The 18,062-nt window shown below is 70.8% G+C and carries 13 protein-coding genes; 6 read left to right on the top strand and 7 right to left on the bottom strand.

Annotated elements, in window-relative coordinates:
* Positions 1-21: 21 nt before the first annotated feature.
* Positions 22-600, bottom strand: a complete 579-nt coding sequence (locus JOD54_RS30695) for a helix-turn-helix domain-containing protein (RefSeq protein WP_204455429.1) — start codon at positions 598-600, stop codon at positions 22-24.
* 66 nt (positions 601-666) lie between these two features.
* Between JOD54_RS30695 and JOD54_RS30700 the strand changes: the two genes are divergently transcribed.
* Both JOD54_RS30700 and JOD54_RS30705 read left to right on the top strand, forming a co-directional pair.
* Complete coding sequence (locus JOD54_RS30700; RefSeq protein ID WP_204455430.1) at positions 667-1,914, top strand: MFS transporter; 1,248 nt, start codon at positions 667-669, stop codon at positions 1,912-1,914.
* Between the two features lie 105 nt (positions 1,915-2,019).
* Entirely contained in the window at positions 2,020-2,799 is a 780-nt protein-coding gene (locus JOD54_RS30705) for a TerC family protein (protein WP_204455431.1), read from the top strand.
* Here the strand turns inward: JOD54_RS30705 and JOD54_RS30710 are convergent.
* The 5 genes from JOD54_RS30710 to JOD54_RS30730 form a co-directional block, all read right to left on the bottom strand.
* The gene (locus tag JOD54_RS30710) at positions 2,786-3,166 is read right to left on the bottom strand and encodes an STAS domain-containing protein (protein WP_204455432.1); all 381 of its coding nucleotides are present in this window, start codon (positions 3,164-3,166) and stop codon (positions 2,786-2,788) included. The two genes, JOD54_RS30705 and JOD54_RS30710, sit on opposite strands and share 14 nt — an antisense overlap.
* Before the next feature lie 187 nt (positions 3,167-3,353).
* Positions 3,354-4,772: a WGR domain-containing protein gene (locus tag JOD54_RS30715; RefSeq protein ID WP_204455433.1), complete on the bottom strand. Its 1,419-nt coding sequence runs from the start codon at positions 4,770-4,772 to the stop codon at positions 3,354-3,356.
* 114 nt (positions 4,773-4,886) lie between these two features.
* Positions 4,887-5,840 carry an acyl-CoA desaturase gene (locus JOD54_RS30720; RefSeq protein WP_204455434.1) on the bottom strand — a complete coding sequence of 318 codons (954 nt, stop codon included), beginning with the start codon at positions 5,838-5,840 and terminating at the stop codon, positions 4,887-4,889.
* A gap of 309 nt (positions 5,841-6,149) precedes the next feature.
* On the bottom strand, positions 6,150-7,106 hold the full coding sequence (locus tag JOD54_RS30725; protein WP_204455435.1) for a response regulator: 957 nt from the start codon (positions 7,104-7,106) through the stop codon (positions 6,150-6,152).
* Positions 7,103-7,375: a hypothetical protein gene (locus tag JOD54_RS30730; protein ID WP_204455436.1), complete on the bottom strand. Its 273-nt coding sequence runs from the start codon at positions 7,373-7,375 to the stop codon at positions 7,103-7,105. Before JOD54_RS30730 ends, JOD54_RS30725 begins: the two co-directional genes overlap by 4 nt.
* A 98-nt stretch (positions 7,376-7,473) precedes the next feature.
* On the opposite strand from JOD54_RS30730, the gene JOD54_RS30735 reads away from it, so the two are divergent.
* From JOD54_RS30735 to JOD54_RS35845, 3 genes are all read left to right on the top strand, one after another.
* Entirely contained in the window at positions 7,474-7,644 is a 171-nt protein-coding gene (locus JOD54_RS30735) for a hypothetical protein (protein WP_204455437.1), read from the top strand.
* 136 nt (positions 7,645-7,780) lie between these two features.
* Positions 7,781-9,226, top strand: a complete 1,446-nt coding sequence (locus tag JOD54_RS30740; protein WP_204455438.1) for a trypsin-like serine protease — start codon at positions 7,781-7,783, stop codon at positions 9,224-9,226.
* 137 nt (positions 9,227-9,363) lie between these two features.
* Positions 9,364-12,180: an ATP-binding protein gene (locus tag JOD54_RS35845; protein WP_204455439.1), complete on the top strand. Its 2,817-nt coding sequence runs from the start codon at positions 9,364-9,366 to the stop codon at positions 12,178-12,180.
* 48 nt (positions 12,181-12,228) lie between these two features.
* On the opposite strand, the gene JOD54_RS30750 is transcribed toward JOD54_RS35845, so the two are convergent.
* Complete coding sequence (locus tag JOD54_RS30750) at positions 12,229-12,483, bottom strand: hypothetical protein (protein ID WP_204455440.1); 255 nt, start codon at positions 12,481-12,483, stop codon at positions 12,229-12,231.
* A 9-nt stretch (positions 12,484-12,492) separates the two neighbouring features.
* On the opposite strand from JOD54_RS30750, the gene JOD54_RS35850 reads away from it, so the two are divergent.
* Positions 12,493-17,985 carry a LamG-like jellyroll fold domain-containing protein gene (locus JOD54_RS35850; RefSeq protein ID WP_204455441.1) on the top strand — a complete coding sequence of 1,831 codons (5,493 nt, stop codon included), beginning with the start codon at positions 12,493-12,495 and terminating at the stop codon, positions 17,983-17,985.
* The last annotated feature ends 77 nt before the right edge of the window (positions 17,986-18,062 follow it).

Below are 18,062 nucleotides of genomic sequence, written 5' to 3' on the forward strand. Positions count from 1 at the left end.
GTCCACTGTAGACGAATCCCGTCACTCGCCTCGGGGCTTGGCGCGCACGTGCATGCGTTCGCCTTGCGGGCCGAAGAGGCTGAGGATCTCCACGGGCGCGGTGCCGGTCGAGCCGAACCAGTGCGGGAGGCGGGTGTCGAACTCGGCGGCTTCGCCGGTTTTGACGAGGATGTCGTGTTCGGCGAGGACGAGCCGCAGGGTGCCGCTGAGCACGTAGAGCCACTCGTAGCCGGAGTGGGTGCGCGGGTCGGGTTCGCTGCGGGTGGTCGGGATGACCATCTTGAACGCCTGCAGTCCGCCGGGGTGTTGGGTGAGCGGCACGATCACCGCGTCGGCGTGTTTGATCGGCTTGAGCCGCACCCTGGGGTCGCCGACCGGTGGCGCGCCGACGAGGTCGTCGAGCGGGACCTGGTAGGCGCGGGCGAGCGGGAGCAGCAGCTCCAGGTTGGGCTTGCGCTCGCCGGACTCCAGCCGGGACAGGGTGCTGACCGAGATGCCGGTGGTCTCGGCCAGCTGGGTCAGCGTGGTGCCCCGGCTCTTGCGCAGCGCCCGCAGCCGGGGGCCCACGGCGGCCAGCACCGCGTCGTCGTCGGTAACCATGACCCCAGTTTGCCATAGCGGCAAGAGTGGTAGGAGAAATTTGCCGCCAGATCGCACCATGGCGGCATGACGAAGCGCTGGGCGTTGGCCGCCCTCTCCCTGACCATCCTGTTGCCGTCGTTGGGCACCAGCGTCGCCAGCGTGGCCGCACCGGCGCTGGCCCGGGTGTTCGGCGCCACCTTCGCCGAGGTCCAGTGGGTGGTGCTCGGCTACCTGGTCGCCATCACGGCGCTGACCGTGGTCGCCGGGTTCCTCGGTGACGCGACCGGCCGCAGACGGCTGTTCCTCGCCGGGATCGTCCTGTTCACGGCGATGTCCGCGGCCTGCGCGGCGGCACCGGCGCTAGGGGTGCTGGTGGCGGCGCGGGCCGGGCAGGGCGCCGGGGCGGCGATCATGATGGCGCTGTCGATGGCCTTCGTCAGCGAGACCGTGCCGAAGGAGCGGATCGGTACCGCGATGGGCCTGCTGGGGACGGCGTCGGCGGTGGGCACGGCGCTCGGGCCGCCGCTGGGCGGGCTGCTGATCGCCACCCTGGGCTGGCAGTCGATCTTCCTGGTCATCACCGCGCTCGGCGCGGTCGCGTACGGCCTCGCGCGGCGGCACCTGCCGGACCAGCCCCAGGCGCCGCGCGCCAAGCTGACCACCGCGGTCCTGCGCGACCGCAAGCTCGTCGCGAACCTGACCATCAGCTCCCTGGCCACGACCGTGCTGATGTCGACGCTGGTCGTCGGGCCGTTCTACCTGTCGGGCGCGCTCGGCCTCGACGCGGCGCTCATCGGCGCGGTGCTCGCGGCGGGTCCGACCGTGGCGGCCCTCAGCGGCTTGCCCGCGGGCCGCGTCGTCGACGCGCTCGGCACCCACCGGACGACGGTGCTGGGACTGACCGGGATGGCGGTGGGGTGCGTGGCCCTGGCCGCGCTGCCCGCGAGCCTCGGGATCCCCGGCTACCTCGGACCGATCGTGGTGATCACCGCGAGCTTCGCCCAGTTCCAGGCCGCCAACAGCACCGCGGTCATGACCAACGCCCCCGCGAGCGGTCGGGGCGCGACCTCCGGGGTGCTGGCCCTGTCCCGCCAGATCGGCTTCATCCTGGGCACCTCCGCGATGGGCACCGTCTTCACCCTGGCCGCGGGCACGTCCGACATCACCGCCGCGGGTCCCGCGACCGTCGCGACCGCCCTGCACGTCACCTTCGCGACCGGTGCCGCCGTCATCGCTGTGGCGGTCGCCCTCGCCCACCTCCGGCAGGGCTGGGCCCGAAGGCTCGAGCCGGGCGCCCAGAAGACGACACCCACCGTGACGAGCCGCGCGTAGCGCCACCCAATCGGGTAAATTGCGCTAAACCGGACGAATGGAACACGGCCGGTCGGGGTGCGCGTCGGAGCGCCCCGATCGCCGCGCGGGAGGACGATTCAGCGCATGGACTGGATGCTCAGCCCCGAACTCTGGATCGCCTTCGGCACGTTGCTGCTGCTGGAGGTCGTGCTCGGGATCGACAACATCGTGTTCATCTCGATCCTGGCCGACCGGCTACCGGCCCACCAGCGGCAGCGCGCCAGGATCGTCGGCCTGTCGCTGGCGCTGATCACGCGGTTGCTGCTGCTGGCATCGCTGTCGTGGGTGGTCGGCCTGACCGCGCCGCTGTTCACCGCGCTCGGCCAGGAGATCTCCGGGCGCGACCTGATCCTGCTGCTCGGCGGGCTGTTCCTGCTGGGCAAGGCCACCTACGAGATCCACGAGCAGCTCGAGGGCGCCGAGCACTCGGGCACCCGCAAGGCCGCCTCGTTCGCGGCGGTCATCGCGCAGATCCTGGTGCTGGACGTGGTGTTCTCGCTGGACTCGGTGATCACCGCGGTCGGCATGGTGGACGAGCTGGCGATCATGGTGACCGCCGTGGTGGTCGCGATGATCATCATGCTGGTGTCGGCGCGGGCGATCAGCGAGTTCGTCAACCGGCACCCGACGGTGAAGATGCTGGCCCTGTCGTTCCTGCTGCTCATCGGCGGCAGCCTGATCGCCGAGGGGTTCGACCAGCACATCCCCAAGGGCTACGTGTACGGGCCGATCGCGTTCTCGATCTTCGTCGAGTTCCTCAACCTGCGCGCCAGGGCCAAGCGCGCCGCGCCGGTGCACCTGCACCCGACCTACGTCAAGAAGGACGACGGCGAGCAGGAGGACGGCGAGGTCAAGGACGGCTGAGCGCGGCCAGCGAGCGCTCGATCGCCTCGTCCGCGCTGCTCACGCTCGGGAACGTCGGCACCCGCTCGCTGACCCCGGCGATCCGCAGCACCCGGTGCGCGATCCCGTCCACGTCGGCCACCAGGCACACCCGCACCTGACCGCGCGCGCACGCCCCGACGAACCGGGTCAGCACCCGCGCGCCGTGCGCCGACAGCAGCGCGACCCGCGTCAGGTCCACCACGACCACCCTGGGCTCCGGCGCGGCCGAACACGCCGCGAGCAGCCGGTCGCGCAGCGGGGCCACGTCCACGGCGGCGACGTCGCCGACGACCCGCACCACCGCGGCCCGCTCGGTCACCGCCAGATCGATCTCGACGCCGTCCACCAACACCTCGTCACACCACAGGGAGCCACAACCGGCGCCCCATCATGCTCCACGGCGCCCGAACGGGCCACGCGGCACCCGGGAACCACCCGATCGGCCCAGACCGGACCGGTACTGTTCTGAATGGACAATCCCTAGTGGACTCGGCGCGCCGCGGCCGACCGACCACGGCGCGCCGGGACCCGACCTACCGGATGCGCTTGATCTCGCCCCTGGCGCGGTAGAACGACCCGCTGGCCGAGGTGATGACCTCGGTGACCACGTAGCGGGCACCGGGCACGCGGATGTTCTTGGGGAACTGGACGCCCCAGCTGGAGTCGTAGCCCTCGGAGACCACGTGCACCCGGACGCGGCCGTTGTGCTGGACGCACTCGACGATGACGCCGTCGGTCGGCGCGGTGATGACCTCGACCTCGGCGGTGGCCTCGACGCGGTCCAGGCTGCCCGCCTTGATGTCGTGGCGGGTGGGCAGCTGCCCCTGCTCCGCGGCGTGCACCGCGGCCGGGCTGGCGTCCACACAGGCCAGTGAGCCGTCGGTGGTCACCAGGTACAGCCGCTCGTCGCGGTACTGCATGGAGTACGCCGAACCGCAGCCGGTACCCAGTTTCCACAGCCGGGTGCCGTCGGCGGCGAAGCAGTACACAGAGGACTGGTTGTCGCCCGCGAAGACGAACTCGCCGTCCGGGGAGGTGGCGCAGGAGAACACGGCGGCGTCGCAGCGGTAGGCGGCCCGCTCGCGGCCGTCGGACTTGGCGAAGCGGTGCACCCAGCCCCGGCTGGTCCCGGCGAAGACCTCGGCGCGCTCCTGCCAGCCGAACAGCACGCTGCCGGAGGTGTCGGTGTGCCACACGCGGTCGCCGCGGCCGGAGTAGTGCGTGACGCCGCTGGAGTCGCCGTGGAAGACGCCCTCGGCCGAGTTGCGGACCATCCACGCGCTGTCGCCGGTGCTGGGCCGCGACCACTGGAACTCGTCCTCGTGGTCGACGACGGTGACGCCGCCGTGCCGGTCGGACACGCCGAGCACGCCGTCGTGGATGTCGAGCCAGTAGATGTCGACATCGCCCGCGATCTCGTAGGCCACCCGGGGCACCTTCGCGCCCAGGTCGTAGACGTTGCCGTCGTCGCACCCGGCGTAGACCCAGAAGTCGTCGGCGACGATGCACTTGACCGAGTCCGGCAGGCCGAACCGGCCGGTGACCTGGCCGTCGTGGGTCAGCGTGTAGACGTCGCCGTTCTCGTTGCCGACCCAGGCGCGGTCCTCGCCGATGAAGATCCCGAACGCCGGCGCGCCGGAGGCGAAGCGCCACAGCACCGGGGCCTGCCGCGCGGTGGAGCGGGTGGAGACGATCTCGCGCCTGCTGACCGGCCTGCGCTGGCGCTCGCCCTTGACCGCGGGTGCGTAGCCCTTGCGGACCTTCTCGCCGACCTTCTTCGCCGCCGCCGCGAGCGCCTTGGCGTGGTCGGCGAAGGCGGCGGTCCTGACCTGGCCCTGCTCCCCGATCCGCCCGTAGGTGATGGTCACCTCGGTGTCCTCGACGCGCACCTCGTAGAACTTGTGCGCACCGCCGCCGGTCTCGGACAACTCCAGGTAGGTCGTGGCCGACATCAACGTCTGTTCCCCTCTCCGTGAACTGTGGATCACCCTATAGAGGGACTCCGACAGTTCTTGACCGTCCATTGCGCACCCCGGGGAGAGGTCCGGGGTGCGCTGCGCCGCCGTCTACTCCGCTGGGGCGACCGTCAGCCGGGCCAACCGGCGCTCGTCCGGCCAGCGCACGTTGCGCGCCCAACCCGCCTTCTCGAACAGCCAGATCACCCGGGCGGAGATGTCGAACTGGCCGCGGCGCACCCCGTGCCGCGCCGAGGTCGGGTCGGCGTGGTGCAGGTTGTGCCAGGACTCGCCGAAGGACAGGATCGCCAGCGGCCAGAAGTTCGCCGACTTGTCGCGGCTGGTGAACGGCCGGTCGCCGACCATGTGGCAGATCGAATTGACCGACCAGGTGATGTGGTGCAGGAACGCGACCCTGGCCAGCCCGGCCCACAGGAACCCGGTCAGCAGCCCCCACCAGGACCAGGTGATCAGCCCGACCAGCACGCCGGGCAGGCCGACGCTGAGCACGACCCACAGCGGGAACAGCCGGTCGACCGCGCGGATGTCGGGGTCGGCGGCCAGGTCGGGGGCGAACCGCTCGACGTTGGTGCGGTCGCTGCCGAACAGCCAGCCCATGTGCGCGTGCCAGAACCCCTTGGCCAGCGCCAGCGGCGAGGTGCCGAACAGCCACGGCGAGTGCGGGTCGCCCTCCCGGTCGGAGAACGCGTGGTGGCGCCGGTGGTCGGCCACCCAGGTGATCACCGACCCCTGCGCGGCCAGCCCACCGGCCACCGCCAGGGCCACCCGCAGCGCGCGGTTGGCCTTGAACGCGCCGTGGGTGAAGTAGCGGTGGTAACCCACCGTGATGCCCAACCCGGACACGACGTAGAACCCGGCACCGACGGCGATCTCCGTCCAGCCGATCCCCCACCCCCACACCGCGGGGACCACGGCGACCAGGGCGAGGAACGGGATGATCAGGAAGAGCCGGATGGTCACCAGTTCCGCGCGCCCCGCCGGGGCGCCGAGGACCGGTTTGGCCGCCGGGCGGGGCTCGTCGACGGTGGGTGTGATCGTGGTCATGTCCTGCCTTCACTCCTGCGTACATGGGGGGCGGCCGCCATGGCCGGGCCCGCGGTTCGGGTGCGTCCGGGATCGCCCGACGCGGCCGTCCGCGGCCAACTCGATCGAACCGGGCAGCAGCCGGGCACCGCCGGGCTCCACCCGACCGGTGTCGCGCCTGGGGCCACCGCCTCTTGTCCCCCCCGACGGTACGCGGCCCCAGGAGAGGTGACCGTGTGGTGACCCCGCCCTGCGGCTGAGCTCACCATTAGCCCAGGTCACCGCCCCGCTCAGGACAACGGCCGCACGATCGGCGCCCAACCCACGCTGTCAAGCGCCCGCATGCCCGCGCGGCGGGACGACCAGTCCGTGCTCGATGGCGTAGAGCGCCATCTGCACTCGGTTGCGCGTCCCGGTTTTGCGGGCGATCGCGGCGTTGTGCGAATCGAGCGTGCGCACGCTGATGTTCAACCTCTTGGCGATGTCCTCTCGTGACAACCCTTCCGAAACGGCCTCCAGAACCTCGCACTCCCGAGGGGTGAGGCGGTGTCGCCGCACCTCTTGCTTTGGTTCGTTGGCAGCCCGCCGCGCGGCTGGATGACCCCAGTGGGTCTGGCCGTTCGCGATGGCGCCGACCGCTTGGACGAGTTCGTCGCCGCTGACGTCCTTGAGGAGAAAACCGCGGGCGCCCGCATGGACCGCGTCCCGCGCCGTCGGGTCATCGGAGTACGAGGTCAGGATGAGGACACGGGCGTCCGACCGATGCGTGAGGATCTCAGCGGTGGCGTCGATGCCGTTCCCGCTCGGCATCCGCACGTCCATCACAACGACGTCCGGCTCGACCTCCAGCACCATCGCCACCGCCGCGGGCGTATCAGTGGCAGTACCCACGATCTCGAAGCCCCCGTCCTCGAGGAGCACACGCAGGCCGTCAAGGACCACTTGGTGGTCATCGACGATTGCGACGCGGAGTCGCGTGGCAGCATGTGCCGCCAAGGCAGCAGTCTTCCCAGATCCAGTACCTACCGTGACGATCACACCTGACGCCGCGGCCCACAGTTGGCGAAACCGCTCGGTGTCGCCGTCCAGCGCGGTGACGATGTCGTGCACGGTGGCCCACCTAGGTACCCGATCAGCCGTGAGCGCCCGGTGCACGGTGTCACGGCTGAGCGCGGTCCGTTCGGCGATGGCGCGCACGGTTGGCGCACCAGCGGCGACGTACAGATCCCTCAGCGCCGTGAAGAGGGCCTTTCCCGCCTCCCCCGGTGGCTCGCCGAAGGTGATCACCGCGGATCAGCGGCGCGTGCGGCCACCCACAGCTCGTGGAACCGGTGAGCGTCGCCACCCAGCGCACGCACCACCAACTCGAGGTTGTGCCACCGCGGTGCTCGATCGGCAGCCAGCACCCGGTGCACGGTGTCACGGCTGATCCGGCCGCCACACCGCAACGCTACGTCCCGCACCGTCGGCTCCCCCGCCGTGACATGCAGCAGGCGCAGTTCGGCGAGCAATGCGGCCAACACGGGGTCGGCAACCACCGGCTTCCGTATCGGCACTGGTCCTCCGTGTCCGAGTTTGTCAGAACCTGTCGCATGCCCTAGTGGTTTTCCCTACTAGTGAACCACCATCTACTCACCGGAGGAAGGGCGGCACGGTGGGCGTGGTCGAACTGGTCAGCGCTGGCACGGCGGCGTCCGTTGTCGCGACTTGTCTCACCCGGTACCTGATCATCCGCGCCGCGTTGCGCGGGACCAAGCCCGCCGAACGACCGGCCATCCTCCGCGCCCTGTCCACCGTTCTCGGCTTCCGCCGACGGGGGCGGTAGCGCTACCCACGGTTTCCACGGTTGTTTCCGCCGGGACCGGACCCGATAGTCGCCTTGGCCACCAGCGGATGTCCCCGCCGGTGGTCCGGTCACCGGGCCCCGACCGTTCGATTCCCTGCAACCGAAGGACATCGAAGTGAGAGAGCGCAAGCTGTTGCTCGCCGTCGCGGTGGCTTTGGCCGTGGTGGCGGTTCCGGTCGCGAACGCGGCTGAGGGGCCCGCGGTCGCGGCGACGCCGACCGATCAGCTCAAGGTGCCCGGGGGTAGCGCCCAGGTGGTCAACGGGCAGCGGACCACCGTGCGGGAGAACCCGTTCGTCATCGCCGGGATGCGGGCCGGGGGCGGTGGGCCGCAGGGCCAGTCGTGCACCGCGTCCGTGGTCGGCAAGCGCAAGATCATCACCGCCGCGCATTGCATGGTCGACGCGACCGGCGCTAAGCACTACCTCTACGGCGACGACGACCTCAACACCACCGGGGACGAGACCTTCCGCACGAAGCTGCTCTCGTACAAGACCCACCCGAAGTACACCGGGACCGGCGGCTGGCAGACCGGCTACGACGTCGCCGTCGTCACCACCGAGGACGACCTGCCGGTGCCCGAGAGCCAGTGGGCGAAGGTGGCCGGGTCCGGCGACACCGCGCTGACCCAGCCCGGCAAGAGCGGCACCGCGGTCGGCTACGGCCGGACCTCGGCCAACGGCGGCTCCGGCGTGCTCTACAAGACGACGCTGCCGGTCAACGACGCCGCCAACTGCCAGGTGTTCAACATCCGGGTCAACCCCGACCTGATGCTGTGCATCGGCTACAACGACGGCCGCACCGCGACCTGCACCGGCGACAGCGGCGGCCCGTTCACCGTCGACGGGGTGATCGTCGGGGTGGTGTCGTGGGGGTCCAGCGGCTGCGACCGCTACAGCATCATGGCGCGGCTGACCAACGAGATGGGCGACTGGGCCCGGTCGGAGATCGGCGGCACTCCCCCGACCGACGGCAAGTTCACCGTGGCGGTGTCCCCGGCCGCGGGCCGCGCCGACCCGGGCAAGTACATCTCGGCGACCGTGGCGACCACCGTCGGTGACCAGTCCGAGCGTCTGGAGCTCTCCGCGACCGGGCAGCCCTCGGGCGTCGCGGTGAAGTTCCAGCCCGCCTCGATCAACTCCGGTGAGTCGGCCAAGGTCACCTTCGACGTGGCGGCCGGGGCGGCCAAGGGCAGCTACCCGATCACGGTGTCGGCCAAGGGCACCAGCGGGACGAAGACGGCGACCTACACGCTCACCGTCGGCGACGGCGGGTCCACCGACGGTCCCAAGCCGACCGCTTCGCCTTCGTCGGCGACGGTGAGCCGGGGCGGGAGCGTGAAGGCCACCGTCACCGTGGCGGGCGGGACCGGCGCGAGCAAGCTGTCGGCGACCGGTCTGGCGTTCGCGCCGATGTTCTTCCCGTTCAGCGTCACCCCGGGCGGCAGCAGCCAGATGTCGCTGTTCGCCCCGTTCCAACCCGGCACCTACAAGGTCGTGATCACCGCGACCGACACGGCGGGCAAGACCGGTCAGACCGAGTTCACGCTCACCGTGACCTGAGCCTCGGCAGGGTAGCGGAGGACGGCGGTGCGGTCGGGCGATCCCCGGCCGCACCGCCCATCGGCGTTCCCAGAACCGTTGTGACGCCGGGGAAGTGATGACTTCCGGCGGCCATTCGGGGTCGGTATGCTCCACCCGTGGGCTACCAGGCCGATCGTGCAGCGGAGCGCGGCGCACCGGGCGTCTGGTTCCGGCCCGCCGTGACCGCTCCGGTGGCCAGGGACCGCGAGCTGGCCGCGCTGACCGAGGCCGCGAAGTGGCCGCCGTCGCTGGTGCTGGTCGAAGGGGTCGCCGGGGTCGGCAAGGGCACCCTGGTCGCCGAACTGGTGCGGCGGCAACGGATCGAGCACTGGGTCGCGGCCCGCCGGTGCGACCCGTCGAGGCACCAGACCCCGTTCGGGGTCTTGGTCGACCTGCTGAGCACGTACCCGCGCGCGCTCGGTCCACTCGGGCAGGCAGCGGGCGCGGTCGGCTCGCTGGTGCCCGAACTCGCCGACCGACTACCGTCCTCATCGGACACGTCAGCCGCCGCGGTCGCCACCGGGTTGCGCGAGGTGATCGGCGCCATGGGGCGGGTGACATTGGTGGTTGAAGACGCGCAGTGGGCCGACAAGTGGAGTCTGCGGGTCTTGCGGGCGATCGTGGACGACCCACCTGCGGCTCTGACTCTGGTCCTCACTTACCGGCCGGAGCAGGTCGGTGCCAGCGGTCCGCTGGGACCACGATCCGGGCGGATGAACCGGACCAGGATCGTGGTGGAGCCCCTGGGGCGCGACGGGGTTGAGCTGCTCGCGGCGGAAGTGGTGGGCGAGGTGTCGAGCGCGGCGGTGGACGCGTTGTGGCGGCGCACAGCGGGATTGCCGTTCGCGGTCGCTGAACTCGTTGGCGCGATGGGTGATCCGGCTGTACTCCGGGATGCTGATGGCACCTCGGCGGAACAGGCGCTCGACCGGGCTCCCGTGCCGTGGTCGGTCCGCGAGGAGATGACCGACCAGGTGCGACGACTCAGCACCGCGGCGGCCTCCGTCGTTCGCGCGGCAGCGGTGCTGCGGGTTCCGGTGCCCGCTCAGGTGTTGTGCGCGGTGGCGGGTGCGGAGATGATCGAGGTGGGCCGGTTGCTCCGCCGAGCCGTGCTGGTCGAGACGGGGCCACACATCGGGATCCGGTACCCGCTCGCTGCTCGAGCGGTGTACGAGTCGATGCCCAGCGGCGAGCGGCGGCGGTTGCACGAGCGCGCTTTGGCCGTGCTCGGGGGAGAGTGGCCCGCGCACCAACTGGCGACGCACGCGCGGGGTGCGGGCGCGGTCCGGGAGTGGGTGCGCCACGGTGTGCGCGCGGCGGAGGAGGCGATGGCGGCAGGGGACGATGACACCGCTTTGGGGTGGCTGACCGACCTGGTGGCCGAACCCGCTTTGCCCGCCGAGGAATTGGCCCGGCTCGTGACCATCCTCTGTGGACACGGTCTTCGCGGCGGCGGGCATCGGGAGGTGATTCCAGTGCTGGAGCGGCTGTTCACCGACCAGCGGTTGCCGGAGCGGGTGCGCGCCGAGGTCGCGATCGGGCTCGGTCTGCTGCTCATGCGCGCACCGGGCGACCTGCCGCGCGCCGACATCAAGATCCGGTCGGCGGTGCGCACCCCTGGGGTCGCCGAGGCGTGGAGCCTGCGCGGGGTGGCGATCTTCGGAATGCCCTACCTCGGCAACCGGTCGGTCGAGGAGTGCCGCCGCTGGCAGAACCTGGTGTTCGAGCGCATCGGTGCGATGCCCAGAGGTCCGGCTCGCACCGCACTGCTGGCCAGCATGGTGCAGTCGCGGCTGACCCTCGGCGACGCCAGTGCGGCCGACCTGGAGGACTTGCTGCCGTCAGCGGTCGACCCGCACGACCTCGAGCACCTGGAGCAACTGAGCCGCGCGCGGTGCAACCTCGCGGACGTGTGCGCGTGGCTCGGCCACTACGACCACGCCAGGGCACTGCTCGCCGAGGGTCTGCGCGGGGCGGCGTCCGCGCCGTACGTGCGCAGCACCGGGCTGGGCACCGAAGTCAGGCTCGACTGGATGGCCGGGCGCTGGGCCGGGTTGGCCGAGCGCGCGGAGGCGATCGCCGTCGCCAACGCCGGGTCGTTGCCGGTCGCGGGTGAGATGCGTTTGGTCCAGGGGTGGCTGGCGATCGCGGCGGGTGACCTCGCGCGGGCCAAGAAGTGCTTGCGCGAGACGGGGATGACCGATCCGGAGACCGGTGTCGCTCCCGTGGTGCTGTCAGCCATCGCGGCGATGACCACCTTGCTGTTGGACCGAGGTGACATCCGATCGGCCTGCACGCACGCCGACGCCGGTGTCGCACTCTTGCGCCACCAACGGGTCTGGGCCTGGGCAGGCGACCTCACCCCGGTAGCCGTCGCCGCTTACGCAGCCGCGCAACGCTTCGAAGACGCCCGGCGACTGATCGACCAGGCCGCGACCGGCATCGCCACCCTGGACGGCCCCTTCCTGAGCGCAGCCCTCAACACGGCCCGAGCCCACTTGGCAGCCGCCACCGAACCACCCCACACCGCCGCCTCCCTGTACACCGCCGCCGCGGCCGAACACCAGAGCCTCGGCCTGCCCCACATCGCCGCCACCCTCACCGAACGCGCCGCCCTCCTAGGAGCACCCCACTCGTTCCTGGACCTGGCCAAGACCTACGAATCCCTCGGCGCCGTCATCGCCGCGGCCCGCTGCCGCCACCACGCCCGCCGCGCGGGCACCCCCGTCCGCTCCACCCGAGGCCGCCGCGGCTACGGCCGGTCGCTGTCCCCCCGAGAAACCGAAATAGCCCACCTCCTCGCCGACGGCCGCACGAACCGCGAGATAGCCGAAACCCTCTTCCTCTCCCGCCGCACGGTCGAGGACCACGTGGCCAACATCCTCCGCAAACACGGCTCCCCCACCCGCGCCGCCTACGTGGCGGACAACTGACCACCGTGACCAGTACGGCGAAGAGGAGCGGTATCGAACCGCAGTTCGTCAATCATTTCCTTCCTTCGCGCACCCGCGCTTACCAGAACGGGAGCCGATGCGGAAGCGCCAGGAAAAGATGATCATCAATTCTCCCGAAATGCCGCTGAACAGCGCAATCGCGGTTCCACGCCACCAAGGTGCTTCCGCATCACCGGAACGGAAGGCTAAAGTCGGGGCACTTCTTGGTGTTGCGCTGACTAGAAAGCCTGGGGTTTCACGATGCGCAGAAGGTCCCGGATGTCGCTTCATGCTGCCCGTCATCGGTTATCGGTGCCGGGCACCCTCTTGCTCGCGGCGGTCGTGGGGGTGGTGGGCCTCGCCATCCCCGCTCAAGCCGCCGCCCCCGCACCGTCCGCCCCCGCTGCCGCGCCGACCGCGGCCGAGGACAGCGCCCTGCAGCGCGCCAGGGCCACCGGCAAGCCGGTTGAGGTGGCTGAGCGGACCACCGAGTCGACGCAGGTCATCGCCCGGCCGGATGGCAAGTTCGTGTTGGAGTCCAGTGCCGCGCCGCAGCGGGTCAAGCGCGACGGCAAGTGGCTCACGGTCGACGCCACAGTGCGGACCACGCCTGAGGGCACCCTCTCCCCCGTCGCCACGCCGCTCGACGTGGCCTTCTCCGCGGGCGGCACGGCGCCCTACGTCACCCTGAAGTCTCCCCATGGAGACGGACAGGTCGCCCTCACCTGGCCGTCGCCGCTGCCGACCCCGAAGGTGGACGGGCCGTCGGTGACCTACCCGGCCGTGTTCCCCGGCGTCGACCTGGTGCTGACCGCCTCCGACCTCGGGTATTCCCAGGTCCTCGTGGTGCACGACGCCGCGGCCGCGGCCAACCCCGCCCTGCGAGAGATCAAGGTGACCTCCCGCACCACCGGCCTGACCCTGACCAGCGGCGCAGACGGCGCGCTCTCGGCGGTGGACGGCACCGGTAAGCCGGTGTTCCGCGGCTCCACGCCGACCCAGTGGGACTCCAGCCAGCCCGCGGGCCACGCCAAGCCCTCCGCGCAGGACCCCGAGGGCGGTCGCGTCCAGCGGGTCGACGTCGCCGTCACCAAGGCGACCGAGCAGCAGGGCCGCGTCGCGGGCAAGGCCGCGAAGGTCGAGACCGGCGAGGTCTCCGTCCGACCCGACATCGCGGCGCTGACCAAGCCCGATGTGAAGTACCCGGTCTACGTCGACCCGTCGATGACCGGCAACCAGCTGGCCTGGGGTGAGACGACCCAGAACGGCTGGAACTACTTCAACGCCAACATGGACGCCCAGGTCGGCCGCTGCTACAACGGCAACAACCAGTGCGGTGCCCTCACGGTCGCGCGCTCGTACTTCCGCTTCAACACCTCCGAGCTCGCCCCGCGCGCGGGCTGGCCCGCGGTGGTGTGGAAGGCGCAGGTCGCCACCACCCAGACCCACGGCGCGCACCTGTGCGTAGCCGAACCCGTGCAGATCCGCCGCACCGGCGTGTTCACCGGCAGCCTGAGCTGGAACAACCCGGCCGTCGAGGGGGTGCTCGACACCCGGTCCTCCGGTGCCGGTGACCAGTGCGGCGGCGCGGGTGGGGTGCTGTTCGAGTCGAACGACCTCAAGGACTACCTCCAGGCGGCCTCCATCGGATCCTGGCCGGACATCCACATGGCACTCACCGCTCCCAACGAGGCCGAGCAGCTGCAGTGGAAGAAGTTCGCCACCTCCGGTGCCGCGGCGCCCAAGGTCGTGGTGGAGTTCAGCTTCCGCCCCAACCAGCCCACCGGCCTGGCCGTCCCGAGCGCGTACCTGTGCAGCTCCACCGCGACCACCGGCACCGCGACCCCCACGCTGACCGCCACCGCGACCGACAACAACAACCCCACGCTGCCGATCGTGTTGCGCTACGAGGTGTTCAACAGCAACGGGATCCAGGTCGCCAACTCCGGCAACGACGTGCAGATCGCTTCCGGCACAACGGGAGCGTGGACCACGCCACCGCTTGGCGACGGCGTGTACCGCTTCCAAGTCGGTGCGATCGGGCAATACCCGGGTGACCCCAGCAGGTACCTGTGGGGACCCGCGTACTCGACGTCGTACTACTTCATCGTCCGCACCACGCCGATCCCGGCGTTGCCGACGATCCGCAGCGTCGACTACCCCGCGCAGAACTGGGGCGCGGCAGCGAACAACCCGGGCTCGTTCATCCTGTCCGACCCGACCAACCCGGACGTCCTCGGCTTCAGCTACAGCTTCACCGGCCCCGGCACGCAGACCATCCCCGGCCCGGTCGACTGCGAGATCGACCGCCAGTTCGGCACCACGGGCGGTTGGGTATCGGGCAAGACCAACGTGCCGATCCGGGTGCCCTCCGGCTTGAGCCCCGGCTACCACACCCTGCACGCGCGCAGTTTCGACAGCGCGCGCAAGTTCTCCCCCGAGCAGTCCTACCAGTTCTACGTCGCCCCGCCCACCCCGGTCGCCTCGACCAGGATCGAAGCCGAGTCGATGGCGTTCTCGCAGCCCGGCGGGCAGAACGTGCCCGTGACCAACCAGGTCAGCTGCTGCTGGGTCACGTGGTCGGGCGGCGCGCACGTGCATTTCCAAGGCACAGCGGTGAACCAGCAGTTCTCGCTGGCGTTCACCGTCGCCACCGAACGCGACTACGAACTCGGCCTCGGCGTGACCAGGTCGATGGACTACGGCCAGACCCAGTTCTCCATCGACGGCGTGGCGGTCGGTCAGCCGACCGACGCCGGGCCCGTCGGCTCGTTCGACCACTACGACCCGGTGGTGCGAACGCGGCAACTGTCGTTGGGCACCAGGCGGCTCACCGCGGGCACGCACACGCTGACCGTGAAACTGACCGGTGCCAACGCGGGCGCCGTCGGTGACCGCTTCCACGCGGGCATCGACTTCCTGCAGCTGAACCCGACCGGTCGCTTCGAAGCCGAGCAGGCCAACCAGGTCACCCCGACCCAGCCCGCGGGCCAGAGCATGACCGTCGTGGCGCAGAACCAGGCCGGTGGCACCGCGTCGTGGTCGGAGGGCGCGCAGTTGGCCTTCGACGCGACCGCGGACAACGCCTCGGTCGAACTGGCCGTCAAGATCGCCCAGGAGGCCGACTACGCCCTCGGTGTGAACCTCACCAAGGGGCCGCAGCAGGCCAAGGTGGCGGTCTCGGTGAACGATGTGCCGCTGGCCAACACCGACACGGCAGCCTGGGACGGCTACCAGGCAGCGGTGGGTACAGCGTACCTGCCGCTCGGCGGCGTGCACTTGACCGCTGGCACGCACAAGGTGAAGTTCAAGGTGTCCGGTCGCAACGCCTCCGCCACGGGTTGGAAGATCGGCGTCGACTACCTCACCGCGGCGGCGATCGGTGCGGCCACCGCAGCCGACTTCGCCTCAGCGATGAACAACAACGGCATCGCCCCCGAAGGCACGGGGTCCGACCTGGATGGCAGCGGTGCCAAGGGAATCTCGGCGCAGACCATGGCCGCCGCGGGCTTGGCCCCCGGCGCGTCGCTGACCGTCGACGGCGCGACCTTCGTGATGCCCGCGCACCGGCCGGACGGCAACGACAACGTCGTCGCCTACGGCCAGACCATCCCGCTACCCGCGGCGCAGCAGGTGAAGGCCAGCGCCATCGGCCTGCTGGTGGTCAACACGTGCTACAGCAGCCCGCAGCGCGCCGGTGGGGTCAACTACCTCGACAACACGACCGACCGGCCGCAGTTCCCGCCCGTGCCCGACTGGTTCATGGGCTCCAGGGACACCGCACAGGTCGTGCTGCCACACTTCACCCTCGGTACCGCGACGAGCACCGCGGGCCAGCCTCGACTGTTCACGATCTTCGTGCCCGCCGACCCGACCAAGGTCGTCAAGTCGGTGACGCTGCCCAACTACGGCACCACGTTCATGCCCGGTTGCGTTGGTGCTCCGGCGATGCACGTGCTCGCCATGGCGCCGCGTCCGGTCGCCACCGGGTGGCTGGGCGCGTGGTCGGCACCTGCGGACACCATCACCACCCCGCCGGGTGGCGCGGGACTGGCCAACCAGACCGTGCGCACCGTGGTGCACCCCACCACGACCGGCTCACAGGTGCGGGTCACGCTGTCCAACGCGCTCAACCCGAACCCGGTCACCGTCACCAAGGCGTCCGTGGGCGCGCAGAAGGGCACCGGGGTCGAGGCCCTGGCCACCCCGGCGGCGCTGACCTTCGGCGGCACCGCGGCGGTGACGATCCCGGCCGGTGGCGAGGTGATCAGCGACGCGGTGTCCTTCCCGGCCACCGCGGGCGGCACGGGGAACCTGGTCGTCAGCGTGCACCACGCGAGTGCGGTCAGCACGATCCCGGTGCACGCCAACGCGACCGCGCCGGTGCGATTCGGTGCGGGGGACCTGACCGCGGCGACCTCGCCAACCGGGTTCACCACCGCGGCCAACGGCACGTACCTGGTGTCGAGCGTTCAGGTGTCCACAGCGGACACCTCGGCGGGCACCGTCGTCGTGCTGGGTGACCAGTACGCCGCCGCAGCAGGGCCGGACGCCACCGCGGGTCACCGCAACACCTGGGTCGACCGGCTTCCCGGCGCGCTCAACTCGGTCGGCGTTCCGTTGCCCGGCAGCATCGTCAACACCAGCCGCACCGGTTTGCCCGAGACCGCGGCCTGGAAGATGACCGAGCCCAGCGGTACGACGCTCCTCGACAGCGCCGGGTCGTCCCCGGCCACGCTGGCGGGCGGCTACACCCGCACCACTGCCCGTGGCGGAGCGGTGGACTTCAACGGCACCACCGGATACGCCGCGACCAGTGGCGCGGTGCTCAACACCGCGCGCGGGTACACGGTTTCTGCGTGGGTGAACCTCGAGTCCACCTCGACGACGGCGACGGTTGTGGCGCAAGGCGGTACCGCGACCGGGTCGATGCTGCTGCAGTACTCCCAGCCCGCCAACGCCTGGGCGCTGACAGGCCCGGGGTCCGACACCGCGGGCGCGGCACTGGCCACTGTGGTCGGTCCGGCACCTACCCTGAACACGTGGACGCACCTGGTCGGCACCTACGACAGCGCCACCCGGCTGCTTTCGCTGTACGTCAACGGCCAAGCCGTGGGCACCCCCGTGGTGTCCACCGCCACCTGGACCGGCACGGGCCCGCTGTCCATCGGCGCCCTCAAGCTCTCCGGCGGCACCGTCTCGAACTACTTCAACGGCTCCATCACCGACGTCCACGCCTTCCAAGGGTCGTCAACACCCGTAGACGCCCAGGTCCTGTACCGCGGCGACTCCACCGCGGGCCCCCGGACCGGCGTGGGCTCAGCCTCCCTGACCAACGCCGCCGACACCCTGCACCGCCACGCTTACGGCGAACCGAACCTCCGCACCGTCGTAGTCGCCCTAGGCGCCAACGACGTGCTCGCGGGCCGCTCCAAGGACGACATCCTGGCCAGCTTCCGCTCGGTGATGCACCAGGCCAACGCCAGTGCCCTCCGCAACACCCGCCGCACCGACGGCTCCCTCGTCCACGTGATCGTCGCGACGATCCCCGCCCTGGGCCTACCCGCCGCCGACCCCCGAGAGATCGTCCGCCAACAGGTCAACGACGCTCTGGTCAACAACTACACCGACCAAGGCGCCGACGAGATCGTCGACATCGCCGCCGCGGTGGCCGACCCGACCAACAGCCACCAGATCAACCCGAGCCACCTGACCTCGGGCACCTTCAACGAAACCTATTTCACCACCGTGGCCAACGCCATCAGCCTGGCCGCCTCCACCTTCCCCCCGACCGCGCAGTTCTAACCCCCACCCGAAGGGCGGACCGACCACGGTCCGCCCTTCGGCATTCCCACCCCAAGCGTCCGCCCGAACCCACACCC

The sequence above is a fragment of the Actinokineospora baliensis genome, assembly GCF_016907695.1.
GTDB lineage: Bacteria > Actinomycetota > Actinomycetes > Mycobacteriales > Pseudonocardiaceae > Actinokineospora > Actinokineospora baliensis.